The sequence below is a fragment of the Burkholderia sp. MSHR3999 genome, from assembly GCF_000833595.1.
GTDB classification, from domain to species: Bacteria; Pseudomonadota; Gammaproteobacteria; order Burkholderiales; family Burkholderiaceae; genus Burkholderia; species Burkholderia ubonensis.
Genome location: NZ_JRFO01000001.1, coordinates 1103128 through 1127593 on the forward strand (window position 1 = coordinate 1103128; position 24466 = coordinate 1127593).

Genomic DNA, 24466 nt, shown 5'->3' on the forward strand with positions numbered 1-24466 from the left:
TTCTTGCGTCGCGTCGAAACGACGCGACGGGTCTCGGAGGGTGAGCGCGAGGCACCTTTCAGCGCCTCGGCCCGTTTGTCATGCATGCGGCCGATGGCCGTGAGATAGGCTTCGAGTTCGACTGCCGTCAGCTCACGGACGCGGGATTCAGTGAATCCGTACTGCCCGAGGAAGACGACAGCGAGTCGGAAGTCGGCGAGCGCGTGTTCGATGCTCGACGCTTTTTTTTAAGCTCCTGAACCTTGTTGTGCAGCACGTCGTAGTCATCGTCGACCATGTTCGCGGTGATGAACTGATACGTGATTGCATCCGGCGGGATCGTGCCGAGCTTCGTGATACAGCGCGCGTACATCGCCGAGTTGACGCGCAGGTTGGAAGCCGCACCCACCAGCTCGATCGCGGCGATGTTGTCTTCGACCGTCGGCAGACGCATTTCGAAGTCGTAGTGGATTTTGCCCTCGTATTCAACGCCGTACAGCAGCACCCCGGATTCCTTGATCGTCATTCCGTCACCTTGCGCAGAGCAGTCATTTTCAGGTCGCGTCGAGCTTCATTGTCGACGCTGTACTTTTCGCTCACCTCGGTGGTAAAGCAATCGAGGTAGCTGACGCGAGGCCCGCCTGCCGACAGCGGCTCGGTCGTGAGCTTCGCACCTTCGATCGCCTCCCAGTCCAGGTCGCCCGTTTCGGGAATCACGACGGTCACGCTCAGGTCGTGTTCGGTGATACCGCGCGAGAAGCCTCTCGCGCGGCCCGAGCGGTTCATCGTCTTGACCAGCTTGCGGCCCGTCTTCGTCTGGACGTTGAAGTCGATCACCTCGACGTCTTGCCCGTCGACCGTCAAGACGATCGCCCCGACGTATTCTTCCAATGCCATGAGCGGCCTCCGTTAAATGATCAGGTCAATCACGCCCGCGAACACATGCAGGCCGGACACGACGTCGCAGGGAATCTTCGCGTTGCACTGGCCGGCGCTCTGCGAGTCGCGTTCGACGATCAGGTTCGCTTTCCACTTGTCGACGTTTTCGATGATCTCCAGCTCTTCCGCCTTGTAGGCGACGTCGAGCAGTTCGGAGCGCACCTTCGGCGGCGTCTTGTCCGACAGCTTGTCGCGCGGGAAGCGCAGCGCGATACGCTGACGCCACGCCTTGCGCATGTAGTCGAGAATGCGGATCGTCGTCAGATCCAGCAGTGCGGGGTCTTCGATATCCTGCGCGTCGACCGTGTACGTCGTGATCGCGCGCACGATCTGCACGACGTCGCCCGGACCAACCTCGAACGGCGTCACGCCGTTGTGCAGCGCCGCCTCCTGATCCTGGCGACCGGCGCGCAGCGTCACGTCAGTGACGTCCAGCCCCGTGAGCGCGAGCGTGTTCAATGGTCGCGCCGGGTCTTCCTCGGACGCGATTACTGCAGCATAGGCTGCTGCGATCTGGTATGCGGGCGAAACGGAGCCGTTGTACCAGGCGAGCGAGATGCGGCCCGCGTTGAGCTGGCCGGCGAGCGTCGTCGCGGTTGCCAGCGTGCCCGGCCAACCCGCTGCGGCGATCGTGCCGCGCTGTTCGAGCGGACCGGAAACGGCGTCCAGATGCGTGCGCAACGTGGTGAGCGATGCCTGGGTCGCAAACGGAGCCGCGATGATGTCGTGAGCGGCCGCGAACACCGACGTCAGCGCCGGTTGGATATCCGGATCGGAAAGACCGCCGGACATCGCCGTAATCGTGCCCGTGACGCCGCTCGTTTCAGTGAGCGCGGACAGCGCAATGCCGTTTCCGGCGAGTCCCTTGTGCTTGGCTGTCAGCACGATGTTCGCGGCATTGTTGGCGTCGACTGCGGCGGTCACCGGAAGGTCCGGCTGCTGGCCGATCTGCGCGACGAGATTCGCGGCGATCGTCTCGGCCGTGGCACCGTTCGCAACCGCGATGACGGCCGAGTCGTTGCCGATTCGGATCGTCATGTTGCCGGTGGTCGTGGCGGGACCGGAAATCAGCACGGCCCCCGTCGCGGCAATACCGGCGGCGGCGTCATCGACTGCGATGACGTCCAGCTGCAGGTAGTTGTTCGCCTTGAGCGCAGCCTTCGCCATCAAGTGCGCGATCGACCCGCGACCGAAGCGCACGGCCGCCTGTTCATCGGACGTGATACCGGTCACGACAAGCGCGGCCGTTGTGCCGCTCGCCAGCCGTTGGCCGATGATCAGCACGCGCTGCAGGTTGCCCGGTAGCGCGTTGACCGCGCCGGTCGTGTTGAATTCGAAATACTTGCCCGGCTTGCGGATGCTCGACGGGATACTGTTGAAAGTGACGTTAGGGCTTGTCATCTGGCGAATCTCCGGTTATTGCGACACGACATCGGTCGCCGGTGCCGGCAACGCCTTCGACATACGCGTGCTCGACGACGTGTCGGGCGTTGCCATAGCGGTCGTGGCGTTCGACGGAACGTCGGTGCGGATCAGGTCGCGATCACGAACACGCAGCAGGTAGTACGGCGATTCGTCGACGGTCACCTCGTTTTCCTCGGTGATGTACTTGCGGGGCGCGCCGTCCATCGGTACGCGCACTCCCGGTGCGGCTTTAACTTTCATTGCCTGCTCCAGTTGTTGATTGCATTTCCATGATGTCCTGCGCATCCGGCTTGTTCGGCTCGCGTGTAACCTTCGCGGGATCGAGGTAGTAATTGAGCGTCATCGAGTCCCACATCGGCGACGCCTGGTCGAGCTGGCCGCCATAGACCGCAAATACGGTGTCTAGGCCCGACGTCGGATCGTTCGCGTCGACGTCGGCTGGATCAACCAGTTGCGGAAAGGTGCGGGCCGGTAGCGCGTGGTCGATCCATTCGGTGTGAAACTCCAGAGCGAACACCGAAAACGCGTCGCGCTGCAGGCGTGTGTTAAACAGCGTGCGGATCGACCCCGGTGCGAACTCGCGAATTGGCAGTGAGAGATCCTGTTGGATCAGCAGACGGCCGACGCCATAGATCAAGAGGTTCGTGCCGATTTCGCCACGCGACGGGCCGCCGTGACGCGAGGCCGCTTCGCTGCGTACGCTGCGCGCCCCGACCATCACAACGAAGGTGCCTTCGCGCTTCCACTTCTGGCGGCTCGTATCGATCGGAGTCGACTTGCGCACACCGCCAAACGTGACCCATGCGGCCGGAAAGCGCCGCACTACGTCGGAGAGGTTCTCGTCGTCGAACTCACCTCCGTATGTTTCCACGGATGTCACAAGCTTCCCGAGCCCGCGCGTGAGGCGATCGACAATTGCCAGCTCGACGGCCGTGATGATCGGAACAGGCAGGCCCATCAGAACGCCCCTCGATCGTCGTCATACCAGATCCGCGAACCGGGCCGGAACGCGATCGTCGCGCCTGGCTGTACGGGTGCGCCATTCGGCAGCTCGCCGAGCGTGACCTTGCCGGCAGCAGCCAGTTCGAGGAAACGCACGGCGGCCTTGTAGCGATCGCTGATCTCTTCCGTCATGCGCGTTTCGCCGACGCAGAGGCGATAGCGTGCGATGTCGCAGCACAGACCTGCGATGAAGCGTGGCGTGCCGGCGAACGGAAGCGCGTAGCGACCCGCGAGATACGTATCGATCTCGGCGCTCGCGTCGTCCAGCGCGTCGCCGGCCACGGTCGCGTCGATGACACCGGCCATGTCGCGATCGGTGATTGAGATCATTTCGGTCTCGCCGAAACGGCTTACCATGTCATCGGAGGTTGCGTAGGCCATTGCTTACTTCCGCCCGTGTGCCTTCGTGGTCGACGTCGTCGCTGGTGCCGCTGCGGCCACCGTCGCTTTCGCCAGTTCCAGCTCGTGAATATGGTCCATCAGCAGCCTGATGTATTCGGTCGGACACTGCGCCCAGGCGAAGCCCGGCGGCAACTTCGCCATGAATGCGTCGGCGATCGCCGCCTTCTCGCGCAGCCCGACGACCTCGTCGTCGGACACGGCCGGATCGGCGCTCACCAGCACCTCGCGGCACTTGAGCATCGGGTCGCGCTTCAGGCGATGGATCTGGTTGCTGGTCAGGATGGATTCCGGGATGTCGACGTCGGCCTGGCCGAACTTCAATCCCTCGCGGCGATAGCCTTCAGCGCTCGCGGAAACGCGCAGTACCTTGGTATGTGCCGGTGTCGGCATGAATTTCTCCGTTGGTGATTCGCTGTTGCGCCGCCCCGTGGCGTGAGCCAGGCCGTGGGCGGCGGTCAATCCTGCCTCCGCGCTTCACGGCCCTCGCGCGGCAGTTTCGGGGGAGTTATCTGGTTACACCGGCACGGCCGCCGTACCGTCTGAGCCGTAGGCGAGCTGCCAGAAGCCATAGCCGCCGGCCGCGCGCGCTTCCGCGCCGAACTTGAACTTCTTGCGCATGAACACGTCGTCCGCTTCCGGGTCGGTCTGCTGCACGAACACCGGTGCCATACGCTCCTGGTAGACGAACGGCCTCACGGGCTTCGTCGTGTCGAGCAGATACCAGGATGTGTCCGACGTCAGGCGTGCCTCGCACACGACTTCGGCCGTACCCTTGTACGGATTCGGCATGCCGTCGTTCAGGCGCTCGTTCGTCATCAGTGCATTGGCGGTGTCTTCGAGAGCCGGCGGTACGAGCAGCACATTCGGCGTGACACCAAGCGGCCGGCCTTCCTCGTCGGTGATCTTGCGCATCGACGTACGCACGGCACCATAGGTCTTCATCGCAGCAGCCTGACCCGCGATGGTGAGCGGCAGGCGCGACAGATTCGACACCGGCTGGCCGCGCACGATGTGCGCCTGGCTGAAGAAGCTCTGGCCGTCGTAGCAGAGGTTTGTGAACGCGTTGTTCACCAGCTCGTAGACGATCTCGTCGGGCAATTGCTTCGCCGAGTAGCCGGCGCTCTGCGCCTGGGGCGCGTAGATACCGAGATTGTCGTCAGCGATGTCGTTGCGATCGACCTCGATCGTCGCTTCCCAGTCCTCGTTGACGACCGTGTAGCCGTGGGCCTCCATCGCCTTGACGTGCTTCTCGCCAATCCAGCGGCGCATGCGCGGGAAGCGCTCCAGCCACGCATAAATGTTTTCGCGGCTACCAGACGGGATCTTCATCCCGATCTTTTGCCACGTCGACGGCGCGGCGTCGAACGCGTTGTTGTAGGACGTCCGCAGATTCCAGAAGACGGCCTGAATGGCTTCCTGATTGATCAGCATCGTGCTGCGCTCCGTTTAGAGAACCCACACGCCGTCGGCGTCGACACCGAGGACGATTCCGGCCGGCGAGCGGGTGCCGTTGCCGTTGGTCTTGGCGACGGTCTGGTTGTCTTCGATGAAGCACGGCTTGCCGTAGCTCGCCTGCGTCACCGCGTCGTCGGCCGCGTTCGCCCACTTGAACGTAACGCCCCGGCGCACTTGGACGGACACCGCGCCGTCCGCGCCGGTCGTGTTGTCGACGTACTGCTCGGCGCGACCGATGTAGGTCAGGTCGGCCTCGGTCTTGCCTTCGACGGCCAGACCGTTCGCGTTCACCGCGACGAGCACGCCCGCGTGGATCAGCGAGCCGCCGGCGACGAGTACGGACACGATCCGGCCTTCGCGCATTTCGGTATTGCGGTCAGCGGTAGCGGCGGGCATTACGCACCTCCGTTCTGGCGGGCCGCCAATTCAGCGGACTTGGTCTTGGCATAGGCCGTCGGATCGACGCCCATCTGGCGACACACGGCCAGTTCAGTTTGCGAGAGACCGGCTGTCGAACTGGCGGCACTTGCAACCGCACCGGGTTCTTGGCCACCCGTTTGCGTGCCGGTCAGCGCGGCGATCTTCGGGGCGGTCGACACGAAGTTCTTCAGCGCCGCGAGATTGCTCTTGCCCAGCTCACGCGCCCACGTTTCCTGCGCCGGCAGCAGCTGGCCGGCCGTGAGCGCGGCACCGACGATTTCGTCGATCTCGCGGCCGACGACCTGCGCCGTCAGCGCGGCGAGCTGCCCCTGCATACCGGTCACGACCGCCACCGGCACGTACTTCGCCGGATCGGGCGTACCGGCCGACGCGGTGAGCGCGGCGATCTGCGCATCCTTGTTCGCCTTCTCGGCGGTCAGTGCCGTCACCTGGTCGGCGTCGCTCTTCGCTTTCGCGAGGTGCGCGTTCAACGCGGTGACGGCCTGGTCTTCAGACGTCTGCTCGGTCAGCCCCAAGGCCGTGAGCAGGGCCTGCAGCAGTTTGTTCATCTGCGGCTCCTGGGTGGAAAAACGAAATGCGGACAAGGCGACGGCCTGCATGCCATCCAGTCCGGGGTTGTTGGTTAGCGCGGCCATGTGCAGGCGCTGCACCGCACCGGACTGCGGATCGAACTCGAAGACGGGCGAGATGTAGCGGTATTCGCGATCAGCGATTGCCTTCGCGGCGGCGGGCGTCCAGTCGACGTCGGTGGCAAAGAGGCCCTGGCCATCGCGCCATTCGAGGTTCTTGAACCAGCCGGCCGCCGGGGCCGGCTGGCCGTTCTGCTGGCTGTTCAGTGTCTGGTGCTCGTAGTCGATCACCATCGGATTGGCCTGTTGCGCGGCCAGCGCGACGAGCGTGCTCGCCTGCTGCGGACCACACACCCACTGCTTGCACGCGGCGATCGAGGCCGGACGGCCGTCGCGCGCGGCAAAGTGCCCGGCCGGCAGCAGCTGGATAGCCCGGCCAGTGCGGTCGGTAATCTCGACGGTTAGCGCTGCGAGCGCCGTGCCGTTGGTGGGGGTGCGGTGAGTAGCCATGCCGCCATTCTTCCGGGCGGCGGCGTCGGCGATCAGTGGAGGTGTGTCAGGGGGACGGCCACTCGTCGTGGTGGGCCTGGGACGCGCCTATATAGATAGGGCCGAGCAATCGAGAATTCGGAAATTTCCGGGGAGCGATCCAATACACCATCACCCCCTATACGACGATCGAAACTAACGTGCACTCTAAACACGCTGGCGGGCTTGGCGCCGCCTTGGTGGTATCAGCGCAGCCAACCGTTCCACGGACGGCTTAGAAGCGGGTTTAAACAGATTGGCAATCTGGCGACGCCGGTAGCGGTATTTCCCGATACAAACAGCGTCGCCAAAACGATGCGCGTCACCACTCGTTGCGCAGCTTGCCAAGCCCGAAATAGCCGAGCACCGTGCCGACAATCGCGGCCCAGAACTCGACCTTTACAATGAACCACGCATCATCGGGGCCGATGGATCGAGCACGCAGGTCATCGCCATAGTCCCAGCTGCTGTTGAACGCGTAGCTCAACAGGTGCCATCCGTGGGGAATCAGCAGCCAGAGGGCCAACAACCCGATGAGTGCGACCGGGACGCTCCAACCAGGGAAGTCGACGACCTCCGCCAAGAGGCGCACGGACACGTATCCGGCAACGAATACCGCTATGGTCCAGCCGCCATAGGTGAGCAGCGCATTGAACGATTCGAAAAAATTCATAACCTTATTCTCTGTTCCGATTATCGATTAATTACTTTCGTTGTTAATTGAATCAGCCGGCGACCCGGCGCAGGTAGTTTGCCACGACTGATTCGATCTGCATGCCGTCGCCGTCCGTCATCGACATGAACACCCGTGCCGGGATCTTCGAGCCGGGATGATTGACCTTCTTCGCGAAGATGCCGCCGAAGTGCAGCGCCTTCGCATTCTTCGGCACGATCGTGTGCGGCTTGGTCTGGCCGCCGAAGTTCTGGATCGCCGCATAAACGAGGTTCGTGCCGACCTGTGCGCTCGTCGCGTCAAACGACGGCACGATGCTGGCTGCGAGCCGACCAGATCGCTGCAGGATCTTCAGGGATCGCGCGACGCGCTGGCCGAGCTGGATGCTCCACGCACCGGATTTGAACTTGCCGCGCCCCGGCTTCAGCTCGTGGCCGACGCGACCGGCGAGCGTCGACGGCGCGAGGCCGAGCCACTTCGGACGACCTTCCTGTGTGAAGTTCTCCTCGACCGCGTCGGCCATGATGCCGGATATCTCGCTCATAACGGGCGTTGCATCCGCCATCGCGCTTACCAGGCGATTCAGCGTCGCGCCAAACTGGCGGTCGTCGATCTCGATTTCAATCATCGCGTTTCCTGTATCGAAGGAACTGGCCGCGCAGTGTGTCCAGATACGCGGCTCGACTGTCATCGGTGCCCGTCTCGGCCGGGAACGTTGACGAGCTGCTGACCCAGCCATTCTTGCCGAAGTCGGCTATCGCCACGCCCCATTCGCCAGCCTCGGTCTCGAAGGTTTTCAGGTACCGGCGGCGCAGCGTCCACTGGTTATCCAGCTGCGCCCACGACAACCAGATCTCGTCCGGCTCGTTGATCGCCTGGGCGACGATCTGCGCGTCGGGGCGGGCAGCGCCAGACACCGGCTGATTGGCGTGGTCGCGGAACAGCCAGGCATTGATCGGCATCGCTTCGCCCGTCGCGTCGTTAAATGTGACGGGATGATTTGCGTTCGCGCCGAACGTACGCAAGAACGCGTCGGCATACGCGGATTCCGGCAGCCCCGCCGGCATCGATGAGCGGGCTATTCGGGCCGGGCGCGGCAGCGGCACGCTCGCGCCACTGGGCACGCTTCTCGGCAGTGTGCCCATTGGCGGCGGCGTAAATGGTCGCTGCCACGCGAGCCCGGGATTGAAGCCGAAACCCGGATCGGGTAGCACACGCTTGCCGGTAATCGGACTCTTGTAAGCGATCGCCGGCTGCGTCTTGCCGTCGCGGCCAACCGGCTGTTCGATCTCCTCGAGGCGGCCCGCGCTCGTCGGCGGGTTGTCGCTATCGCGGTAGCCGAACGGGCGAGTGCGCACGCGACAGCGGCACCTGTAGCCGCACGGTGGATAGAACACCGCCCAGAACGGGTCGTCGTAGCGGTACACACACCCGTGCAGCGCAGCGTGCGCCGGGCGCGTGCGGTTGTCGAGGATCGCGACGTACTCCCACCAGGGCCGTGTGTCGACCTGTGCCATTTGCGTCGCAAAACGCCCGGCCATATACGACGACTGCATGTTGGTGCGGAAGATCGTGTCGAGCCGCCGTGGTGTGAGCCGCCGCCCCTGAATCTCGCCCGTACCGTCATCGACAACGTCGCCATGCCCGAACCAGCCTTTCTTCTTCAGCGTCGGGATCAGGTCGTCTTTGAACTGCTCGAAGGTCTTGCCACTCTTCAGCGAATCAGCGAGCACCGCGCGAATGTCCTGCAGGACGTCGACCTTCATTACGCCCGCGACCGTGAACGCACGCGCATGCGCCTCCGCTGCGACGTCCTGCCATCGGAAGCCAAGCTGGTAGCCCTTCGATTCAAAGTAGCGTACCGCCTCGGCAGGCTCCAGGCCGATCGCGTAGGAGAGATCAACCCCCGCCATGCAAGCGCCCCCAAATGTCGGCGACGAACAGCGCTCGCGCAAGCAGCTCGGCGACCTGGTCGTCGCTCATGTCAGGTTGAGCGGACAGGAGCGCCTCGATCGCATCGTCGGGCGTCTCGCCGGCGCGGATCGCCGCGACGACAGGCGCCAGCAGCTTGTCTATGCCGGCTGCGATTGCGTCAGCCGGCAGAGCGGTCTCGTCGAGCGCATGCTGATCCGGATAGATCACTTCGCCGCGGTCGTTCGTGAGAACGGTCTTATAGGTCATTCGCGTCCCGGCGATTGGCGCACCAGGTGCGGCCGGACGTTTCTCGGCCGGCGGCCGGAACTCGGGCGGCAGCGCCATGATCGGATTCGGGATTGACAACAGCGTGTCGCCATCCTTCGCGGCCGGGATCGATAGCTTCTCGCGCGCCCAATCAACCGTGATCGGCAGCCCCATGCCGACGAGCTTCGGCAATGCCTCCGAGAAAATCTTCAGATCCTCCGGCTCCCGTGTTTCGAACTTGAACTGCGGCAAGCGACGCGGATCGGCATTTGCAACGTTGAGCGCCAACATGGGCCAGATCAAGCCACCCGTGATCGTCGCGGCGAGCTGCCTGGCATCCGACACCATCAGGTCGTGTCGAACCTCGTTATGGACGTTGCCGAGCGCGTGCGTCGACGATTTGCCGTCTGCCTGGCTGGTGAGCGTTCCGCCGAGGATCGCCTTCGACTGGCTCCGTTCCATATAGTTGATCAGCGACAGGTGGACGGCATCGGTTCCCTTCGCCGCTTCCTGAAACTCGATCTTCATCTCGTCGGGGATGATGCCGGCCGCGTTGTGGCCGATGCTCGCCACCGCCTGCAGCAGCGTGCGCTTCTCCTCATCGGTTGAACCGTTCGGATACTTGCCCAGGCGCAACGGTAGACCGTAGATGTGGAGGAACTCGGCCAGGTCTTTCACGCCCATGTTCTTGAACAGGTACGGCCACGCCAGCACGCGATGCAGGCCGCCGCGCGCGATGTAACCCGACTTTGCCTTGTGTCGGTGAACGAGCCACCCGAACGGCCACAATGGCGTGCCGTCGACGTCAACGCCGCGCAGCCGGATCTCGTTGCGGTTATGCCACGGGTTCATAAACCAACGCTGCGGTCGATGTTCGATCGTCTTCGGCATCCAAAGTGAGCCGAGCCGCTGCCAGCTGATTTCCTGCGCAGAGAAGCCGTGGCCGATCGCGTCCATGCCGTCGAGCATGACGTCCTCGAATCCCGGCAGATCGTCAATCCATTCCCTCACCTGTGCGGCAAGCTTCTTCTCGGCTGCGTTCGCGTTGCGCGGCGGTACGACGTCCCAGTCGAGCGTGAGCAGCACACGCTTGCGCTTGCTCATCTCCGCGAAGATGTGTGGGTCTTTCTCTTCCATGTCGGTGAACAGGTCCGACTGCGCGATCAGGTGGCCGCGTTCGGCATCCTCCAGAATGCGCGCCAGGCGGTGCGGGTTCAGACCGCGCGCCGGATGTTCCTCGTAACTATATTGAAGCCACGCGAGCTGCGCGGTCTGCTGTTCCGACAGCGCGCGGCGCTCGATCGGATTGCCGTTGACGTCAACGATTTGTGCCATGTCTTTTCCTTGCCTACCAAGCGCCGTTGCCGAAGCGCTGGCCGCCGATCCAGGCATCACCGTTTTGCGACAGTTTTGACGCCGGGGTGTATTCGAATTTCATGCCGCCGCGCGACACCGCGAGTGCCCAAAGCAGATGCAACCCGCACAGGCCGTCGTAGTGGTGGCCGCTCTGCGGCTCGGGCCAGCTATCCAGCTCGGCGATGAGCTGGACAAGTGCCGGGTGCAGCAGGATGCTGGGGGCAAGCCGATCGGTGATGAACGGCTCCAGTGAATCGATGCGCACCTCCTGCGGCACTGTCGCCGTGATGCCGACAAGTGGCAGCGCGACACCGGCGTCGAGGCCGGCCTGGATGAACGTCTGCCGCGAGTGCTCATAGGCGTTGTTGTTTTCGAACGCGATCGACAGACACCGGAACTCACGCTGCATCGCGATCAGATCAGCCTCCAGCTTCGACGGCACGCGCCGCTTCATCACGGCGTGCATCACGTGCAGCTTCTTCGCGACCGTATCCCATCCGCCGACAAGGAGCGCCGAAGGGTCAGACGTTTCGCCACGGCCCATCGACGGATCGCATGCACCGAAAATGCGCCAGTATTGGGAGCGCTGCGCCCAGTAGGTGATGTGCCCGAACACCTTGTCTTCCTCGGTGCGCGGATCGCCCTGCATCTCGGTTGCGAAGGCGCGCGGAGACTTCGCCCGCTGCCGCATCAACCAGAACAGTGAGCGCACAGATGGCCATGACGTCACCGCGCCTTCGTCCATCTCGGCCCGGTGCTCGACGTAGAAGCGGAACGACGGCAGCGCGTCGTCCGGCACGACCTCGCCGCGAGCAGAGGCGGCGGCAATCGCTTCCTTGTCGACGTTGAGCATCAGCTCCTGGCATTGCTCCCACAGGTCCATGCGCGCCGGCATCGTCTCGATCGCGCGGAAGTGGTGGACGACGTGGCCGATGCTGCGCTTGGCGCGCGAGATCGGATCGTCCTTGTCGAGTACCGTACCGACGCCGACGTATTTGACGCTACCGTCCGGCGGGCCGAGATAGTCGATTGCCTTTTCCAACCAGGTCCAGCGGTTCTGACGCTCGGTCGGACTCTTGGCCTCGGCGTCGGTGATCAGGTCGTCGCCGAATAGCACCTTCGGTCGGCTCGCGCCGTGGAACGTGCCGCGAATCGCCTGCTCGGCACCGAACGGTTCGACCTTGACGCCGGTCTTCGAGATGAACTCGCCGACCTTCCACATGGGCCCCTTGCCACACACCTCGGGGAAGTCGAGTGCGAGCGCGGCGTTAGCCGTCAGCTCGGTTTTAACCACCTCGAGCAGCTTCGTCGGCAGCGATGTCTCCGCGCCGAGCAAAATCAGGTAATCCAGGAACGGCGGCGGCTCGCCGATCCAGCCGATCTCACGCCGCACGTCATCGCGCTGCAACAGCCCCTGCACAATGATGTACACGGGACCAATCTTCGTCGTGAGCGATGATTTGGCTTCGCCGCGCGGGGCGACCCACCATTCACGCGTACCGCCTGGCTGGCGCAGGAGCTTCGCGAAGCGATTGCAGAAGTGCGCCTGGAACAGTGATGGTGTACCGCGAATGTGGTGTGGAAAGTAGGTGTACGCGAAGAACTGGTAATCACCGTCGATGAGCACACGACGGCGGCGTTCGCGTCGAGCCTCGGGCGACGGATCGAGGCCGGTCGCATGCGCGTCGATGTCGCGGCGCAGCGCCGCTGCCAGCTCGGCCAGCTCGTCGCGGAACTGCTTTTCGGTGAATTTCTGCGTCATGTCGTTGACCGTCTTTGTGGCAATCGCCCGGATTTGAACCGGGGCCGGCGGGCGCCCGCCGTCTGGAATTCCAGCCTCCCCCTCAATGGGGTGCTCTACCTGGCTGAGCTACGATTGCCACAAAGACCGGTCCTCCCATTAACCGTATGCGACGGCCAGCTCATCGCCGAACGGGCCGAGCACCTCGGCGAACGCCGCGATATGCGCTGGGTGACGTTCCTTGATGAACGCAGCAAGACGCTGGACCACGCCCATTGCAACCGCCAGCTCGTTTGTCTCGGGCAACACCCGCTTGCTGGCGTTGATCGTCTTGTTATACGCATCGGCCAGGCTCGCCAACATCTCGACCTTCTTTGGTGCAGGCAGCGCGCCTTGCTCGATCTCGGTCAGCGTCGTCTGGTACTGTGTGACCAGGCCGGCGAGCATCTGACGAGCGGCGCTTTCGACGCCGCCGCCCGCCATCAACTGCGCACCCTGAGCCTTGTCCCAATCATCGCCGGCCGCGAGTGCGTCATCCTTCCAGCGTCGCGCGGTCGAATACGCAACGCCGTACCGCGAGCTAGCAATTTCAAGTGACAGGCGGTCGAACACGTAGGCTCGACGCACCTTGTCGCGCATTTCCTTTGGATAAGCCATGTATTGGTCAGAAGCCGAGCTTGTGCCGGATGAATGCGATACCCGTCGCGACAATGCCGCCCGCGACACCGCCGGCCACACCGCCCGCGATCGCGCCGTTGCGTACTGCTCGCAGCTCGATGCCTTCGATCTTTGCCGTCAGTGCGCCGATGTCGCCGTCGATCTTGCGCAGCAGCACGAGCTGCTCGTCGTTGGACGAGTCGAGGCGTGCGCCGCCGGTGATCGGAGCCGGATCATCGAGCTGCAGCGACGTGGCCGCCCCTGCCGTTTGTACGGACGACGCGCCTTCCACGATGGTCGAGTCGATTGCTGCGGCCAAATTGATCGGCAAGGTGGTCGTCGTGTCGTCAGCCGGCAGATTGCTCGATACGCTGACAGCGGCGGTGGATGCTGAAACCGATGCGGCCGTATCGGTCGAGACAGCGTTCAGCGGGGTATCGGTTGCGGCGGTATTCGTTTGGAGTTGGTCCATGGTGATTTAACGAGGTACGGTTTTGGAAAGGCTGTCGATCTTCGCGTCGATACGTGCGAGCAGTTCCCGCACCTCCTGACGCTCGTTTCTTACTTCATCGCGACTCGCGCATTCGCGGGCCACCATCTCGCGGAAGTCCGCCAGATTCTTCTGCAGCAGGCCGATCTGCCGACGATCGCTCTCAGCGTCGCTCTGCACGCGCTTCACCCATACGCCGACCGCTGCGAGGCATACGGACCACAACGCACCGAGCACGGCCATTACGACAGCGGAGGCGTCAAGCGTGAATTGCATGGCCCCTCCGTTTCAGAGCTGCGGCTTCGCGGCGGCTTTGACACTCAATGCAGTAACGGCAACCGGGTGCGGCAAGGCGTCTCGCTTCAGGGATCGGCACACCACATTCCTCGTTCTGACAAACGAGGGCCGACTCGCCGCGCGGTATGTTCCCGCGAGCAGCGGCAATCGCCAGTTCGCGTGTCTGTTCTTCGAGCACCTGCGCCCGATCAAAATCGTCCATATCTATTGCGTGCTTTGCTGCGTTTTCTGACGCTCGGCCTCGATGTCGAGCACCTTGTTCAGTTGAGCGTCGATACGCCGATTACGGGCCGCGTAGTCAGTGAGCCAGTCGAGGATGTCGGCTTGTGATACCCCGGAGTCAAGGGCGTCATCGGCTCCGGTCTCTGCGTCAGCTCCGCCGGCAACGGCGCGATCCGGCAGGGGATCAGCACCGGCGTCGGTGGCGACGCTGTTCCACACGCGGACAAAGCCGCGAGTGAACACACAGCGAGGCAGAGGCTCAAGATTTGCCGAGAGCGTCGGACGGTAGGTCTGCGTGACAGCATCGATCTTTCCTTTGGCGGTAGAGGTGAGATGGTCGATCTGTTGCCGGGCGACGATGAGTGCCTGCGCAGCCTGGTTGCCACGATCGACTTCGGCGGCGTAACGATCGTCGGCGATGCGTTCAGCGTCGGCCGCTGCCTTCTGCTGCGCCTCGCGCTCTTGGGCCAGAGCGAGATCACCGCGCGTCTTCGCCACGTGATAGCCGTGTTCGTAGCCGGCCGCACCTGCGAATGCGATGGTGACCGCCACGCCGATGACGGTCAGCGCCTTTGCGTATTCATTGATCACTGGAGCCCCCTTGTACTGGCGGGCGTCCGAACGCGCGGATGCCCTGGATGATCGCGGAGTACCCGCCGACGCAACCGAGGTAGGCGTACCATTCCTCTGCGGTCAGCGAGCCGTGAAATCCCTTGAATGCAAATACACCGGTCGCAACGGCCGACGCGATGTTCGGCCAAAGCTTCGTGTGCGACAGCTTGCCGTCGATGCCGGTGATGAGATCGCGCAGCGCCATTTGATCCTCCGCGTCAGGCGATCGAGACCGTGCCGCCTGCCTGCTGGAACGAAGCGACCAACATCGACACGTCGTTCTGATGCTGTCCGTAGCCGTTGCCAGGCAGCGATGCCCAGATGTTCGAGCATGCCGAGATTGCGGCGGTGATATTGCCGCTCACGATGAGCGGGATTGCACTGCGTTCACGAATTTGCTGAATCGCGATCCTGTCCTGGGACACCGGCCCGAAATCGGGAAGGTGCAGGCTCTTCATGTATGCGAGCGCATACCGGTTCAGCTCCTGATAACGACCGGCTGCCGTCGAGTTGAACTGCGCGTTGTACACGTCCGGATGCGATGCGTACGACGAGAACAGCAGCGGCTTTGCCGGCGTCGAGCCGACCAGTACGTTGTAGCCGTCGTCGGAAGCTGCGAGCAATGCCGGCCCGATTTCGCTCGCCGCGATCATGTCGAGAAACGCGATGATGTTTTGGCCGCCGGTGGCGATGCCTGCTGCTGCCGCAGCCGCGACCGATGTGATACGTGCCATGCCCACTCCTTGAAAGATGAAGGGGGCAGCCGATGAATTCGCACTCACCCCGAATGGATGAGTGGCAGTTTAGGAATGGCGCTGGCTTGAAACAGTTGGAGGTACGTCAGTACCAAAAGGATGCCCCGCTCAGGGCGGGGCGTGGTAAGGGTGATTCGTCAGTTCACCGGTGTTTAGACACGGCGGCAAGAGCGAGGCCGCAGGCGAATCTCTCTTCTGTAGCAACCTTGCCCGCATCCTCAGATGCCTTCGACGCGCCGAGTCGAAGAAACTCAAATTGAATACGCCCGAGGCTAACTGCGTCTCGGCAGGACCACAGTCGATCGTCGATCTTCTTGCCATTCACACTAAACCGGTCTGGCCATGCGGACTCCAGGGTCGAGAGAAGCGGTAGAACATCTTTCTCGTAATCACCCGAATCCGTATTCACCTTGTGGGCAATGCCTATCAATCCCGCCATCGTAGCCCGTGCCAACTCAAAGCCGGGTGAATTTGTGTCCGGATATTCCGCGTCGAGCAGCTTCTTTCCAGAAGCGAACAGGTCTTGGAGGTGGGTCACGGTCACATGATCGTCGTCGATGGATGGGGGGCAGGTCGGCTCAACCTTCTGCTGAGAGCAGCCGACAAAACTTGCCACTAGCAAGCTTCCAATGCTGGCCATAAGCGCAATTTTCTTCACCGGTAAACCTCTTTATTTGCGAGGAGTAGATGGTAACGGATTGGTGAATGAATGACTCTCACGATAAATATCTCTTCTAGAATAAGTTCATTTGTTCCACATGCACGGAATCCTTGTCTGGCATTTTCAAAATGCGCCATATCTGGCGGCTAGACATGCGGTGCGAAGCTGCCAACCTTGACACAGCGAACACTGCGCTATGCGCGCGTGTGATCTGGTCGAACTCGCTACGCAGTTGTCGGTGGAACATTTCGCGCACCGCGTCGCGGCATGTCGGTATGTCCAGTGACTCGCCACCAAAGTGTTTGCAGAGCTTCTCTGCCGCTTCGACGCCGATCACCTCTGCCAGCTCCTCGAACCGGGCTTCGCCTGAACGGGTCTTGCGCTTCGGAACCGGAAATACCACGCCTGGCATCGCACGAATGAGCGCGTTCGTCGCCGGCAGACCGATGACCGCGATCAACGTGCGCGCGGTGCGCGGCAGCAGGTGCTCGACATCGCCGAGATTCATGCCGGCCTCGCGCGACGATTGGCATCGTACTGCAGCGCAGCGATCAGTTTTCCGAGCGCCGCATCGTCGCAAAATTCTATCGCGTCGACTTTGCAGATTCGCTTCACCATGCCGCCGAGATAATCCCACGGTCGGCCCGCATCGGCGAGCAGCGCCTCGATCTTCCTCATTTGCGCAGCGCGCAACCGCGAAACGTTCGGTCGGTGTCCGGCATCCCGCTTCGGCTTGAATCCGCAACGCTCAAAGTGCTTCAGCAGCTTGTGCGCGCCTTCCGGCGTCAGCTCTTTCGACGAGCTGACGCCGGCGACGCTGCGAAGCACCGTGCGGTATTCGTCGTCGGTCATCGCGAGCTGCTGCTTTGCGATGTGGATTTTCGCTATCGTTGTTTTTGCGATCAGCATTACGACCCCCACCAGCGACGCAGCTCTCGACGGCACAGGCAGATCAGGAACACGATACCGATCACGATGATGACCATGTCAGACATTAGCGGCCTCCTGCGCGGTGATGTCGGTGGACGTATTGACAGCTACGCCCACCGAAACGAGCGTGACCGTCTCGCAAACTCGGGCGAAGTGACGAAGCATCGTGCTCGGCGTGTTCCACGACGGCATATAGTACGTTGACGTCTTGTCCAGGTTCGGAAAGTACTTCCGTGCATTCCGTTTCCCGAACTGTTTTTCGATCTTTGCTCGCTCGGACGGCTTGTATGCGCAGAACTTCACCGGCCGGTAGAAGCGATGCTCGGGCGCGGCCTCCTTCAGGTAGCTCATCCGAAACCAACCGTTCACGTAGACCATGAGGTCGTACCGGCGCGGCTTCGTCCGCTGCACCTGGATCGTGATGGTGTTTCCATCACAGCGAAGTACAACGCAGCCGAACGGGAACGACAGCTCGGTGTCGATGCGCTGAATCTCTTCCTTCGACAGTTTCGACATGGGGCCTCCCTAGATCGCGGCGAGGTCGAGGCTGATCGCGCGATACTCCTCGGTGTCCTCGATGCGCTCGTAGAGTCGGATGTACGGCTTGCTGCCCGTGATGCGGATACTGTCGACAATCGCACGCATCGCCTTCGTCCATTTCGGGTCGTCGATCGCCAGGCGACGCAGTGCGAGAATGCGCCCGGTGTTTACGTTGCCTTCCTTGTCGACCTGGAACGCCTCATTGATCAGCACCTTTACTTTGTCGTTGCTGCCTTCAGTCCACTCACGCAGGCATTCGTCGATCAGCTCTTTCGCTGCCTGCAAGCGTTCGTCGAACTGGAGGTGTTCTGCGATCTGCCGAACGATCTTGTACTGACCGTTGAACGTGACCAAGGAAATGTTTCCCTTCGCGCCACCGACCTTGACGCCGTATTGTTCGTGGCTGGTTTCGACGAAAGCTGCGATGTCCCCGAATGCGCGGGCCTTGAACTCGGCCATCGCCGATTGCAGGCGCTTCGCTTCGTCGATCAGCGACGTGATCGTCTGGTCGCGCAGCTGGTCGATCGGCGTGACCAGAGATTTCGGGACGAGACGACCGCGTGCGTCTTTCACGTAGCCGGCCGGAATATGCTGTTCAGTCATGGATTTTTCCTTCCTTCGAAAACTGATTGATTTCTTTCGTAAGCCGTCTCAGCGTGTTGAGGCTCTCTTTGATCGTTGGCGTGATCTGGCGACTGCCGGACTCAGCTGCCGCGACAACAGCGGGCACGGCAGCGGCCGGCGATGTTCGGGCCTCGGGCGTGCCAAGACCGGCATGTCCCTGGCGTTGCCGTTCCAGATGTGTCTCGGCACGGGACTCGGCCTTGTCAGAAAAGCCGGCGAGCACCTCGAGCAGATACCCGTGGCTCTTAAGGGGAAGCTTGATGCGCCCGAGATCGCGTTGGGCGAGCATGTGTTCGAAGCCTAGGCGCCAGTAATCGATCGGGCACGGCCAAGTACGACCGTTGCGTTCGATTTGTGCGGCTCGGATCATCGGTGCCAGTTCGCTAATCAGCGCAGCAATGCGCGAATGGCTCATCTGGCTCTTCGACGGGGCGAACAGACTGATGTAGCGCAGCAGCGGCTTGATGAACGTCTCGCCGGCCGGATGCGCATCGACGATCGCGTTGAGAGCCTCGCGAGGTGCATCATCCGCGAGCAGCACGTCGAGGCTCATCACTGCGCGGCAGTTCGGGCAGGAGAGTTGTGGCAACGGCATCAGTGCACCTTCCGGTGTTTGTCGCCCATCACTACGACGCGCTTCTCGCAAAACGTCGTTACCGCTTGGGTTACAGCATCGCGATCACCTTTGATGTGAGCAACGACGATCTTCGAAACCTCTGCAGTCACGTCGGCCAACAGTCGATTGACCGCGTTCAATTCGGATACCGTGTTGACACCGGACCGATTTGCAATGTCGAGCGCCTGGCGCAATTCGCCTTCAGTCTTGTTCGACCAAGGATCGTCGCCTTCGCAGTTATACGGAGGGAGCGGTTCCTGCTGTTTCTCGCCGTGAGCGACTGATCCCCACTGCAGGATCTGCAGGATCTCGTTTGATTCGTTGGTTTCCTCAAGCGTCTCGCGCAGGCGTTGGTTGGCCGCGAGATGCGCCTCAAGAATCGCAGCAACGCCCCGGTGATCGCCTCGCAGGTGTTGCATCAGCACTCGGTTGAGTAAGCCGGCAAGCTGACTACCGATGATGTCCTGCCTCTGCAGATCGACTGCAAGTCGACGCAGACGATCATTCGCATTCTGCAGCTCGCGACGCAGCTCGGGAACCGTTTCGAAGGCGTCCGGGTCCGCGACGAGTACCCCGGCCAATTTGCTATTCATATTGCACTCCTAATCTATGGGATTGTTTTGCGAAGCTTTTGTCAAAACCGATTCAGTCTGTCAGTTTCCCCTCTCAGTCCAAAGCACGCGCACGTCGCCGATCTTGAATTGGCCCGTGCGGTATCGGGTGACACCGGAAACACCCGTTCGGTAGTAGGTGGCTTCGCCGTTGGTGATCAGCTCGGCGCAAGCCGCGCAGTTCTGCACCTGGATCGTTGGCTTCGAGTGGTTCGAAAACTCAATGCCGATGACCACGAAGCCTTTCTCGGTCAGCGTCTCGATGGCCGCCGCGATGCGCAGTGCTGTCAACTGCATGATCTGGTTGATCGGTGGCACGGCCGGGTTGACCGCATTAGCACTCAGCGTCATTTGGACTCTCCTTTAGCAGGGCGATGTGGACAGGTCTGGCATGTGCGCCAGTGCGACAGAGCGAGCGGGTTATTCACCGGCGGCCGGCGCGCGGCAAAATCCAGGCATACCGTCGGCGTCACCAGCTCGGCGGTATGCGTGCATTTCACTTGGCCGAAGACGCGCAGAACGCGTGCGGCCACACGGTCGGTCTTGCCCGGATACTTCCCGGAAAGCACGAGAGAGATGGTCGTGCGGGACAGATCCAGCTTGCGCGCGACGTCAGATTGCGACGACACGGATACCGCCTCGCGCAGCAAGGTGAACCAGCGGTCAGCAAGCGTCATGGTCCGGCTCCTCTTGCCATACGATCTTCCCAAGGTTCGGGTCGTAGACTGCCTTTGTGCGCTGGATCATCGGCGGACGCGGCCCTGTGTACTTAGACGGCAGGAGGCGGTAGCGCGCCTGCTTCGCCCCCTTGCCACGGATGTATGCGTGGCCCGGATCAACAACCGTTAGATAGCCGGCATGCGCGAGGCATTTGACATACGACTGCGCTGCCGAATCCGAAACCGATACGTCGGGCGTCGACGCGCGCAACGCCAGTTCACGCGGCGAGAACTCGCCCATGATGCGCATCGTGCGCCACATGTTCTCGTTACCGCGCGACTGCATCACGGGCTGGCCCTGCCGGTCCAGGCGAGGCGCTTCGACACCCGTATCGCGGACGAGCTTGTAATGCTTCCGATCGCCAATTGCCTTGCGCTCGCCGACAGATTCGATGAATCCGCCGCGCTCCAGCGCTTGCAGGTAGGTCTGCGCTGTCGGCTTGTCGATGTTCGATGCGCGCACGACAGCGTGTGCCGTGAAATCGTCGGCCTGGCTGCGGATGGCTTCCCATACGCGCTGGCGCGGCCCTTTGCCGCCAGTCAGTTCCAGATGTGCGGGTTTGCGTGGCATCCGTCAGACCCTCCGCTTCGGCGCTTCGCCGGTGTACAGCTCGCGCTTGCCCCAGGACGCGAGGTCCATGTCGTCGCGTCCTTGCACCATGGCTTCTTCCTGAATGCGCTCCAGGTTCACGCACACGCGGCGCACCGAGCCGTGCGACAGCTCGACAAGCTTCGCGAGCAGGTTTTCGGCAACGTCGACGTTCGGGCAGTAAAGTGGACGCAGCTTGTGGGCGTCTTCGATGGTGACAGGCTGCGCCGGCACCCATGCAAGCACACGACCGTGCATCCGCTCCCATCTCTTGAGCTTGTTCGGCAGACCTTCCTCGCCGATCATCAGGATCGGGGCCTGGCTCGATTCGTACAGGTCGCGCACCAGCTCTACCGCATTGCGATCGACGAGGTGATCCATTTCGTCGATAACGAGCGGCCGGCCGCTCGCTGCCAGCTCCTCGGCGACCTGGTCGGCCATCTCCGGAATGGTCGCGGCCGGCTTGATGCCCATCTCGAACAGCACCGCCTTCAGGAAGTGTTTTTTCGTCCAGACCGATTTCGCCTGCACGTAGCGGGCGCGACGCGTGTTCGCGACGAAGTTCGCCGCCATGCTCTTGCCCCAACCGGACGGGCCGTAGAAGCAAACGAGGCCCGGCAGGTTCGCGCTGCGTGATACCGCGCGCTCGATCGCGATTTCGCACATGCCGAGGTTGGCGATTTGCGCGATGGCCCCGATGGATTTACTGTTTAGATCGTGTTGTGTCATTATTCGCCCTGTTTGGTCTTACATGTGGCTGGCGAGCGGCAACTCGCCAGTTTCTTCCGCACGGCGCTTCTGCGCCGTGAATTCTTTGCTCTTCAGATACAGGCTGTAGAACTTCAGGTCTTCGGCTTTCTCGATCGCCTCCCCGTTAGAAATACGTTGATCCAGTGCGAGCCAGCGAGCAAACCGCTGCGACGCTGTTTCGGGCATGTCGATGACTTCCGCAACGTGTTGCGCTGGAGGCGTGATGGCGATCGGCTCCGGGTCGGCGGCTGGCATGTCAACGACGCGGGCGTGCAGCGCCTCTCGCGAGATCCGACCGATGCCCGGAATCTCAAGCACATCAGGCGTTTCCATCGGCAGTGCCGCATGGCCCCGACGTTCTGCCTCGATCTCGTCACGACGCGCATCGATTCGCTTGAGGCGAGCGTCCGCGCGCTTGTCGCGAGCCTGCTCGACGAACGACATCGGGAAGTAGTGCCGTTCGTTCGCGCCGAATTCCGCCTTGCAGATGAAGCGGCCGTCCGGGTGATGAACCCACACGTGCTTCGCGTCGTGGATGTCATAGGCGACGTGCACCGTTTCGTCGTGGAACTCTTCGAGCAGGCCGCTGAAGTAGCGGTTGTTGAAAAGCTGGATCTCGCCGCGCCGCACCGTGCGTTCGATACGCGGCCGGAACACGTGTTGTGCCTCGGCCTCAGTGAGCGTGACCGGCTCCCATCCCTTCGCGCGAAACTCAGCCAGCTTTTCGTCCGGCGTCATGTGGCGGCGCTTGCCGGTCACCGGATCGTTGATCTTCGGCAGCGTGCTGTGCGGGCGTGCGTTGTACGCGGCGACCTGATCCTTGCAGAACTGGATGAACGTTTCCCAACCGATCAGCGGCAGCGCGCCGCCTTTCTTGATCGCGTCGCGCGTGATCTTAAAGTGCGTCTGCTTTGCTTCACGGTCCATCTGCGCGCCAATGTAGCTCGGCAGCTCCTTCGCGCCCCGGACCCATACGGACTTGTGCAACCGCTCGACGACACCGCGCGCTTGCGAGTTGTAGGGCAGCGAGTGGGCGACTTCGAACCCGAGCAGCCCCTTCAAGCCGGTCGCCTCGTCCTTGAGCAGCGCATTGTCGTAACCGGAGCCGTTGTCGACGTAAAAAATCGCGGGCAAGCCGTTGTGAATGGCGGCGTTGCCAATGGCGTCGAGTACGGCGATAGCGGACTCGGCCAGCGCAACCGAAAAGCCAACCGCGCGCCGCGTGGCGATGTCGACAATGGGCGTGATTTCCGGGCGAAACGGACGGCCGTGGAGCGGGTGTTGCACCTCGGCGTCGAACGCGTGACCGTCGCCGCTCCAGACGTCATTCGGCTGCAGCTTGTCGAAGGTGCGCCGGATGAACGGCCGGATGTTCTTCAGCTCGCGCGGTCCCATGCGGCCGACTTCGCGCGACACGTTGCCGAGCTTGCCGAGGAACCGGCGTACCTGATGAATCGACGGGAAGCTCCAATCGAGAGCGCGGGCGCGGTAGGCGTCGACGAACAGGCTGTAGGCGTGTTCGACGGATGGCTTTTGCGGCACCTGATAGAACGCCAGGAAAGGCGCAGCCCATGCCGGCACCGCGAACTCCGCACGGGCCTTCTTCGGCGCGAGTGAGCCAATTTTCGACAGGCCGAGGTAGCGTTTCAGCGTACGAATGCTCGGGAAACCGTCGCCCTTACGGCCGCGCTCGTCGCGCGCGGCGCGCAGCATCATGACGAGGTGATCGTCGAGCGTGCCGGCTTTCGCCTGCGTGAGCAAGGTCGTCATCGCGGCTTCGCGGGACACGTTGCACTGAGCCATCAGGCGCTCGATCGTCGTCAGGATGCCCTTGCGCGCCTCGGCACGCAGGCGCTGCGAGTCGGTGCTGATGAGATCGAGCTGCTGTCCGCGCTGCACAGGAAGCGTGCGTTCGGTCGTCGCCGTGCTAACGAGCGCGCAGGCAGCTCGGCGGCGAATTTCATCTTGCACCTCGATAGGTGGTTGAAATTCTCTGCGTATTCCTCCGATCCCCTTCACCTCTCGGTAGACCCAACTTTCGCGGTCGGCCTTAGCGAGTAACGCGACCTTTGATGTTGGCAGTCCGGGCACTTTGTACGCGAGCAGTTCGGACGAACTGTAGTGTGTTTTGATAGTGGGAGTCATACCGAGGCCCGTTTGATTCGGCTCATCACTTGGCCAAGGAGCTTTTCGTCCATTTGCCCCTCGATAGCCTTTTGTTTCGCTCGAATGTGTCGATCAAGCACGGCCATCGCGCCGAACTCGGCACACAGTGCTTCATCGGTCGTAAGCACTTTTCGACCGACGTGATGAGCCAGCAGCTCAAGCGGGCCGTAGTCGTCGCAGGCCATCATCAGCGCCATCAAAGCGTCGACCGGAACGCGGCGATCGGTTTGACTAGGTGCCGCCCATTGATCCAGTTGGGTTTTGCTAATCGTGCGATTGAGCAATTCGCTCATGCGATCCGCGATCCGTCCGCGTGACAGGCCCCTCGGCACGGCCCGATCCATCACCAGAGCGAGGGATTTGCGAATTGACGCATCCAGAACACTTTCGCCGCTTGCCGCAACAGTTCCTTCGGCTGTCTCGATAGCGAACACATCGAAGTTCAACGCCAGCTGCCGATCTGCTACAGGCGATGCGTTACGTTTGAATTTTCGGGTACTCATAGAACGGTTCGTACGGTTCAGAACACTTCGATT

The 24466-nt window shown here is 62.2% G+C and carries 35 protein-coding genes and 1 tRNA gene; all 36 read right to left on the minus strand.

Annotation, left to right across the window (positions count from 1 at the left end):
* Positions 1 to 127: 127 nt before the first annotated feature.
* The 36 genes from KY49_RS05275 to KY49_RS05445 all read right to left on the minus strand — a co-directional run bounded on the left by KY49_RS05275 (position 128) and on the right by KY49_RS05445 (position 24433).
* Positions 128 to 505 (minus strand): hypothetical protein, encoded by a 378-nt coding sequence (locus tag KY49_RS05275; protein WP_042583646.1) that lies wholly within the window; start codon positions 503 to 505, stop codon positions 128 to 130.
* On the minus strand, positions 502 to 876 hold the full coding sequence (locus tag KY49_RS05280) for a hypothetical protein (protein ID WP_042583647.1): 375 nt from the start codon (positions 874 to 876) through the stop codon (positions 502 to 504). Before KY49_RS05280 ends, KY49_RS05275 begins: the two co-directional genes overlap by 4 nt.
* A 12-nt stretch (positions 877 to 888) precedes the next feature.
* A complete protein-coding gene (locus KY49_RS05285; RefSeq protein ID WP_042583648.1) occupies positions 889 to 2319 on the minus strand; it encodes a phage tail sheath subtilisin-like domain-containing protein in 1431 nt (476 codons plus the stop codon).
* 15 nt (positions 2320 to 2334) lie between these two features.
* Entirely contained in the window at positions 2335 to 2583 is a 249-nt protein-coding gene (locus KY49_RS05290; protein ID WP_082062301.1) for a hypothetical protein, read from the minus strand.
* Positions 2573 to 3301, minus strand: coding sequence for a DUF1834 family protein (locus tag KY49_RS05295; RefSeq protein ID WP_042583650.1), 729 nt, complete (start codon positions 3299 to 3301; stop codon positions 2573 to 2575). Before KY49_RS05295 ends, KY49_RS05290 begins: the two co-directional genes overlap by 11 nt.
* Positions 3301 to 3726, minus strand: a complete 426-nt coding sequence (locus KY49_RS05300; protein ID WP_042583651.1) for a gp436 family protein — start codon at positions 3724 to 3726, stop codon at positions 3301 to 3303. The genes KY49_RS05295 and KY49_RS05300 overlap by 1 nt, the downstream gene beginning before the upstream one ends.
* 3 nt (positions 3727 to 3729) lie before the next feature.
* The gene (locus tag KY49_RS05305) at positions 3730 to 4206 is read right to left on the minus strand and encodes an HI1506-related protein (RefSeq protein WP_156162428.1); all 477 of its coding nucleotides are present in this window, start codon (positions 4204 to 4206) and stop codon (positions 3730 to 3732) included.
* A gap of 54 nt (positions 4207 to 4260) precedes the next feature.
* The gene (locus KY49_RS05310; RefSeq protein ID WP_042583653.1) at positions 4261 to 5178 is read right to left on the minus strand and encodes a Mu-like prophage major head subunit gpT family protein; all 918 of its coding nucleotides are present in this window, start codon (positions 5176 to 5178) and stop codon (positions 4261 to 4263) included.
* Positions 5179 to 5193: 15 nt separating this feature from the next.
* A complete protein-coding gene (locus tag KY49_RS05315; RefSeq protein ID WP_042583654.1) occupies positions 5194 to 5598 on the minus strand; it encodes a hypothetical protein in 405 nt (134 codons plus the stop codon).
* Positions 5598 to 6722: a phage protease gene (locus KY49_RS05320; protein ID WP_042583655.1), complete on the minus strand. Its 1125-nt coding sequence runs from the start codon at positions 6720 to 6722 to the stop codon at positions 5598 to 5600. The genes KY49_RS05315 and KY49_RS05320 overlap by 1 nt, the downstream gene beginning before the upstream one ends.
* Before the next feature lie 340 nt (positions 6723 to 7062).
* Positions 7063 to 7413: a hypothetical protein gene (locus KY49_RS05325; protein WP_042583656.1), complete on the minus strand. Its 351-nt coding sequence runs from the start codon at positions 7411 to 7413 to the stop codon at positions 7063 to 7065.
* 52 nt (positions 7414 to 7465) lie between these two features.
* Positions 7466 to 8041 (minus strand): phage virion morphogenesis protein, encoded by a 576-nt coding sequence (locus KY49_RS05330; protein WP_042583657.1) that lies wholly within the window; start codon positions 8039 to 8041, stop codon positions 7466 to 7468.
* Positions 8034 to 9326, minus strand: coding sequence for a phage minor head protein (locus KY49_RS05335; protein WP_042583658.1), 1293 nt, complete (start codon positions 9324 to 9326; stop codon positions 8034 to 8036). The genes KY49_RS05330 and KY49_RS05335 overlap by 8 nt, the downstream gene beginning before the upstream one ends.
* A complete protein-coding gene (locus KY49_RS05340) occupies positions 9313 to 10929 on the minus strand; it encodes a DUF935 domain-containing protein (RefSeq protein ID WP_042583659.1) in 1617 nt (538 codons plus the stop codon). Before KY49_RS05340 ends, KY49_RS05335 begins: the two co-directional genes overlap by 14 nt.
* Before the next feature lie 13 nt (positions 10930 to 10942).
* Entirely contained in the window at positions 10943 to 12712 is a 1770-nt protein-coding gene (locus tag KY49_RS05345) for a hypothetical protein (RefSeq protein ID WP_042583660.1), read from the minus strand.
* An 18-nt stretch (positions 12713 to 12730) separates the two neighbouring features.
* Positions 12731 to 12830, minus strand: a tRNA-OTHER gene (locus KY49_RS36885).
* 20 nt (positions 12831 to 12850) lie between these two features.
* Entirely contained in the window at positions 12851 to 13348 is a 498-nt protein-coding gene (locus tag KY49_RS05350) for a DUF1804 family protein (protein ID WP_042583661.1), read from the minus strand.
* A gap of 7 nt (positions 13349 to 13355) precedes the next feature.
* Positions 13356 to 13820, minus strand: a complete 465-nt coding sequence (locus KY49_RS38420) for a hypothetical protein (protein ID WP_231636340.1) — start codon at positions 13818 to 13820, stop codon at positions 13356 to 13358.
* Between the two features lie 6 nt (positions 13821 to 13826).
* Positions 13827 to 14114 (minus strand): hypothetical protein, encoded by a 288-nt coding sequence (locus tag KY49_RS05365; protein WP_156162429.1) that lies wholly within the window; start codon positions 14112 to 14114, stop codon positions 13827 to 13829.
* On the minus strand, positions 14098 to 14337 hold the full coding sequence (locus KY49_RS35130) for a TraR/DksA C4-type zinc finger protein (RefSeq protein WP_042583664.1): 240 nt from the start codon (positions 14335 to 14337) through the stop codon (positions 14098 to 14100). Before KY49_RS35130 ends, KY49_RS05365 begins: the two co-directional genes overlap by 17 nt.
* Positions 14338 to 14339: 2 nt before the next feature.
* Entirely contained in the window at positions 14340 to 14948 is a 609-nt protein-coding gene (locus KY49_RS36890; RefSeq protein WP_042583665.1) for a hypothetical protein, read from the minus strand.
* The gene (locus KY49_RS05380) at positions 14938 to 15174 is read right to left on the minus strand and encodes a hypothetical protein (protein WP_042583666.1); all 237 of its coding nucleotides are present in this window, start codon (positions 15172 to 15174) and stop codon (positions 14938 to 14940) included. Before KY49_RS05380 ends, KY49_RS36890 begins: the two co-directional genes overlap by 11 nt.
* A 13-nt stretch (positions 15175 to 15187) precedes the next feature.
* On the minus strand, positions 15188 to 15703 hold the full coding sequence (locus KY49_RS05385) for a glycoside hydrolase family 24 protein (protein WP_042583667.1): 516 nt from the start codon (positions 15701 to 15703) through the stop codon (positions 15188 to 15190).
* A 163-nt stretch (positions 15704 to 15866) separates the two neighbouring features.
* On the minus strand, positions 15867 to 16382 hold the full coding sequence (locus KY49_RS05390) for a hypothetical protein (protein ID WP_156162430.1): 516 nt from the start codon (positions 16380 to 16382) through the stop codon (positions 15867 to 15869).
* A 76-nt stretch (positions 16383 to 16458) separates the two neighbouring features.
* The gene (locus KY49_RS05395; RefSeq protein ID WP_042583669.1) at positions 16459 to 16893 is read right to left on the minus strand and encodes a Mor transcription activator family protein; all 435 of its coding nucleotides are present in this window, start codon (positions 16891 to 16893) and stop codon (positions 16459 to 16461) included.
* Positions 16890 to 17294 carry a gp16 family protein gene (locus tag KY49_RS05400; protein ID WP_042583670.1) on the minus strand — a complete coding sequence of 135 codons (405 nt, stop codon included), beginning with the start codon at positions 17292 to 17294 and terminating at the stop codon, positions 16890 to 16892. Before KY49_RS05400 ends, KY49_RS05395 begins: the two co-directional genes overlap by 4 nt.
* Positions 17295 to 17372: 78 nt before the next feature.
* Positions 17373 to 17831 (minus strand): hypothetical protein, encoded by a 459-nt coding sequence (locus KY49_RS05405; protein WP_042583671.1) that lies wholly within the window; start codon positions 17829 to 17831, stop codon positions 17373 to 17375.
* 9 nt (positions 17832 to 17840) lie between these two features.
* The gene (locus tag KY49_RS05410; protein WP_042583672.1) at positions 17841 to 18458 is read right to left on the minus strand and encodes a DUF3164 family protein; all 618 of its coding nucleotides are present in this window, start codon (positions 18456 to 18458) and stop codon (positions 17841 to 17843) included.
* Positions 18451 to 19032, minus strand: a complete 582-nt coding sequence (locus KY49_RS05415; protein WP_231636341.1) for a hypothetical protein — start codon at positions 19030 to 19032, stop codon at positions 18451 to 18453. The genes KY49_RS05410 and KY49_RS05415 overlap by 8 nt, the downstream gene beginning before the upstream one ends.
* Before the next feature lie 41 nt (positions 19033 to 19073).
* Positions 19074 to 19688 carry a hypothetical protein gene (locus KY49_RS05420; RefSeq protein ID WP_042583674.1) on the minus strand — a complete coding sequence of 205 codons (615 nt, stop codon included), beginning with the start codon at positions 19686 to 19688 and terminating at the stop codon, positions 19074 to 19076.
* Between the two features lie 60 nt (positions 19689 to 19748).
* A complete protein-coding gene (locus KY49_RS05425) occupies positions 19749 to 20057 on the minus strand; it encodes a hypothetical protein (protein ID WP_042583675.1) in 309 nt (102 codons plus the stop codon).
* Positions 20054 to 20383, minus strand: coding sequence for a helix-turn-helix domain-containing protein (locus KY49_RS35140; RefSeq protein WP_197083550.1), 330 nt, complete (start codon positions 20381 to 20383; stop codon positions 20054 to 20056). The genes KY49_RS05425 and KY49_RS35140 overlap by 4 nt, the downstream gene beginning before the upstream one ends.
* Positions 20370 to 20996 (minus strand): hypothetical protein, encoded by a 627-nt coding sequence (locus KY49_RS05430; RefSeq protein WP_042583676.1) that lies wholly within the window; start codon positions 20994 to 20996, stop codon positions 20370 to 20372. Before KY49_RS05430 ends, KY49_RS35140 begins: the two co-directional genes overlap by 14 nt.
* Positions 20997 to 20999: 3 nt before the next feature.
* Positions 21000 to 21680 (minus strand): ATP-binding protein, encoded by a 681-nt coding sequence (locus tag KY49_RS05435; RefSeq protein WP_269433261.1) that lies wholly within the window; start codon positions 21678 to 21680, stop codon positions 21000 to 21002.
* An 81-nt stretch (positions 21681 to 21761) separates the two neighbouring features.
* Positions 21762 to 23909 (minus strand): Mu transposase C-terminal domain-containing protein, encoded by a 2148-nt coding sequence (locus tag KY49_RS05440; protein WP_042583678.1) that lies wholly within the window; start codon positions 23907 to 23909, stop codon positions 21762 to 21764.
* Positions 23906 to 24433 (minus strand): hypothetical protein, encoded by a 528-nt coding sequence (locus KY49_RS05445; RefSeq protein WP_156162431.1) that lies wholly within the window; start codon positions 24431 to 24433, stop codon positions 23906 to 23908. The genes KY49_RS05440 and KY49_RS05445 overlap by 4 nt, the downstream gene beginning before the upstream one ends.
* Positions 24434 to 24466: the final 33 nt, after the last annotated feature.

Bases quoted from the DNA above. Each gene is read 5' to 3' on its own strand.
- KY49_RS05275 (WP_042583646.1), bottom strand. From the start codon at position 505: ATGACGATCAAGGAATCCGGGGTGCTGCTGTACGGCGTTGAATACGAG.
- KY49_RS05280 (WP_042583647.1), bottom strand. From the start codon at position 876: ATGGCATTGGAAGAATACGTCGGGGCGATCGTCTTGACGGTCGACGGG.
- KY49_RS05285 (WP_042583648.1), bottom strand. From the start codon at position 2,319: ATGACAAGCCCTAACGTCACTTTCAACAGTATCCCGTCGAGCATCCGC.
- KY49_RS05290 (WP_082062301.1), bottom strand. From the start codon at position 2,583: ATGAAAGTTAAAGCCGCACCGGGAGTGCGCGTACCGATGGACGGCGCG.
- KY49_RS05295 (WP_042583650.1), bottom strand. From the start codon at position 3,301: ATGGGCCTGCCTGTTCCGATCATCACGGCCGTCGAGCTGGCAATTGTC.
- KY49_RS05300 (WP_042583651.1), bottom strand. From the start codon at position 3,726: ATGGCCTACGCAACCTCCGATGACATGGTAAGCCGTTTCGGCGAGACC.
- KY49_RS05310 (WP_042583653.1), bottom strand. From the start codon at position 5,178: ATGCTGATCAATCAGGAAGCCATTCAGGCCGTCTTCTGGAATCTGCGG.
- KY49_RS05315 (WP_042583654.1), bottom strand. From the start codon at position 5,598: ATGCCCGCCGCTACCGCTGACCGCAATACCGAAATGCGCGAAGGCCGG.
- KY49_RS05320 (WP_042583655.1), bottom strand. From the start codon at position 6,722: ATGGCTACTCACCGCACCCCCACCAACGGCACGGCGCTCGCAGCGCTA.
- KY49_RS05325 (WP_042583656.1), bottom strand. From the start codon at position 7,413: ATGAATTTTTTCGAATCGTTCAATGCGCTGCTCACCTATGGCGGCTGG.
- KY49_RS05330 (WP_042583657.1), bottom strand. From the start codon at position 8,041: ATGATTGAAATCGAGATCGACGACCGCCAGTTTGGCGCGACGCTGAAT.
- KY49_RS05335 (WP_042583658.1), bottom strand. From the start codon at position 9,326: ATGGCGGGGGTTGATCTCTCCTACGCGATCGGCCTGGAGCCTGCCGAG.
- KY49_RS05340 (WP_042583659.1), bottom strand. From the start codon at position 10,929: ATGGCACAAATCGTTGACGTCAACGGCAATCCGATCGAGCGCCGCGCG.
- KY49_RS05345 (WP_042583660.1), bottom strand. From the start codon at position 12,712: ATGACGCAGAAATTCACCGAAAAGCAGTTCCGCGACGAGCTGGCCGAG.
- KY49_RS05350 (WP_042583661.1), bottom strand. From the start codon at position 13,348: ATGGCTTATCCAAAGGAAATGCGCGACAAGGTGCGTCGAGCCTACGTG.
- KY49_RS38420 (WP_231636340.1), bottom strand. From the start codon at position 13,820: ATGGACCAACTCCAAACGAATACCGCCGCAACCGATACCCCGCTGAAC.
- KY49_RS05365 (WP_156162429.1), bottom strand. From the start codon at position 14,114: ATGCAATTCACGCTTGACGCCTCCGCTGTCGTAATGGCCGTGCTCGGT.
- KY49_RS35130 (WP_042583664.1), bottom strand. From the start codon at position 14,337: ATGGACGATTTTGATCGGGCGCAGGTGCTCGAAGAACAGACACGCGAA.
- KY49_RS05380 (WP_042583666.1), bottom strand. From the start codon at position 15,174: ATGGCGCTGCGCGATCTCATCACCGGCATCGACGGCAAGCTGTCGCAC.
- KY49_RS05385 (WP_042583667.1), bottom strand. From the start codon at position 15,703: ATGGCACGTATCACATCGGTCGCGGCTGCGGCAGCAGCAGGCATCGCC.
- KY49_RS05395 (WP_042583669.1), bottom strand. From the start codon at position 16,893: ATGAATCTCGGCGATGTCGAGCACCTGCTGCCGCGCACCGCGCGCACG.
- KY49_RS05400 (WP_042583670.1), bottom strand. From the start codon at position 17,294: ATGCTGATCGCAAAAACAACGATAGCGAAAATCCACATCGCAAAGCAG.
- KY49_RS05405 (WP_042583671.1), bottom strand. From the start codon at position 17,831: ATGTCGAAACTGTCGAAGGAAGAGATTCAGCGCATCGACACCGAGCTG.
- KY49_RS05410 (WP_042583672.1), bottom strand. From the start codon at position 18,458: ATGACTGAACAGCATATTCCGGCCGGCTACGTGAAAGACGCACGCGGT.
- KY49_RS05415 (WP_231636341.1), bottom strand. From the start codon at position 19,032: ATGAGCCTCGACGTGCTGCTCGCGGATGATGCACCTCGCGAGGCTCTC.
- KY49_RS05420 (WP_042583674.1), bottom strand. From the start codon at position 19,688: ATGAATAGCAAATTGGCCGGGGTACTCGTCGCGGACCCGGACGCCTTC.
- KY49_RS05425 (WP_042583675.1), bottom strand. From the start codon at position 20,057: ATGACGCTGAGTGCTAATGCGGTCAACCCGGCCGTGCCACCGATCAAC.
- KY49_RS35140 (WP_197083550.1), bottom strand. From the start codon at position 20,383: ATGACGCTTGCTGACCGCTGGTTCACCTTGCTGCGCGAGGCGGTATCC.
- KY49_RS05430 (WP_042583676.1), bottom strand. From the start codon at position 20,996: ATGCCACGCAAACCCGCACATCTGGAACTGACTGGCGGCAAAGGGCCG.
- KY49_RS05435 (WP_269433261.1), bottom strand. From the start codon at position 21,680: ATGTGCGAAATCGCGATCGAGCGCGCGGTATCACGCAGCGCGAACCTG.
- KY49_RS05440 (WP_042583678.1), bottom strand. From the start codon at position 23,909: ATGACTCCCACTATCAAAACACACTACAGTTCGTCCGAACTGCTCGCG.
- KY49_RS05445 (WP_156162431.1), bottom strand. From the start codon at position 24,433: ATGAGTACCCGAAAATTCAAACGTAACGCATCGCCTGTAGCAGATCGG.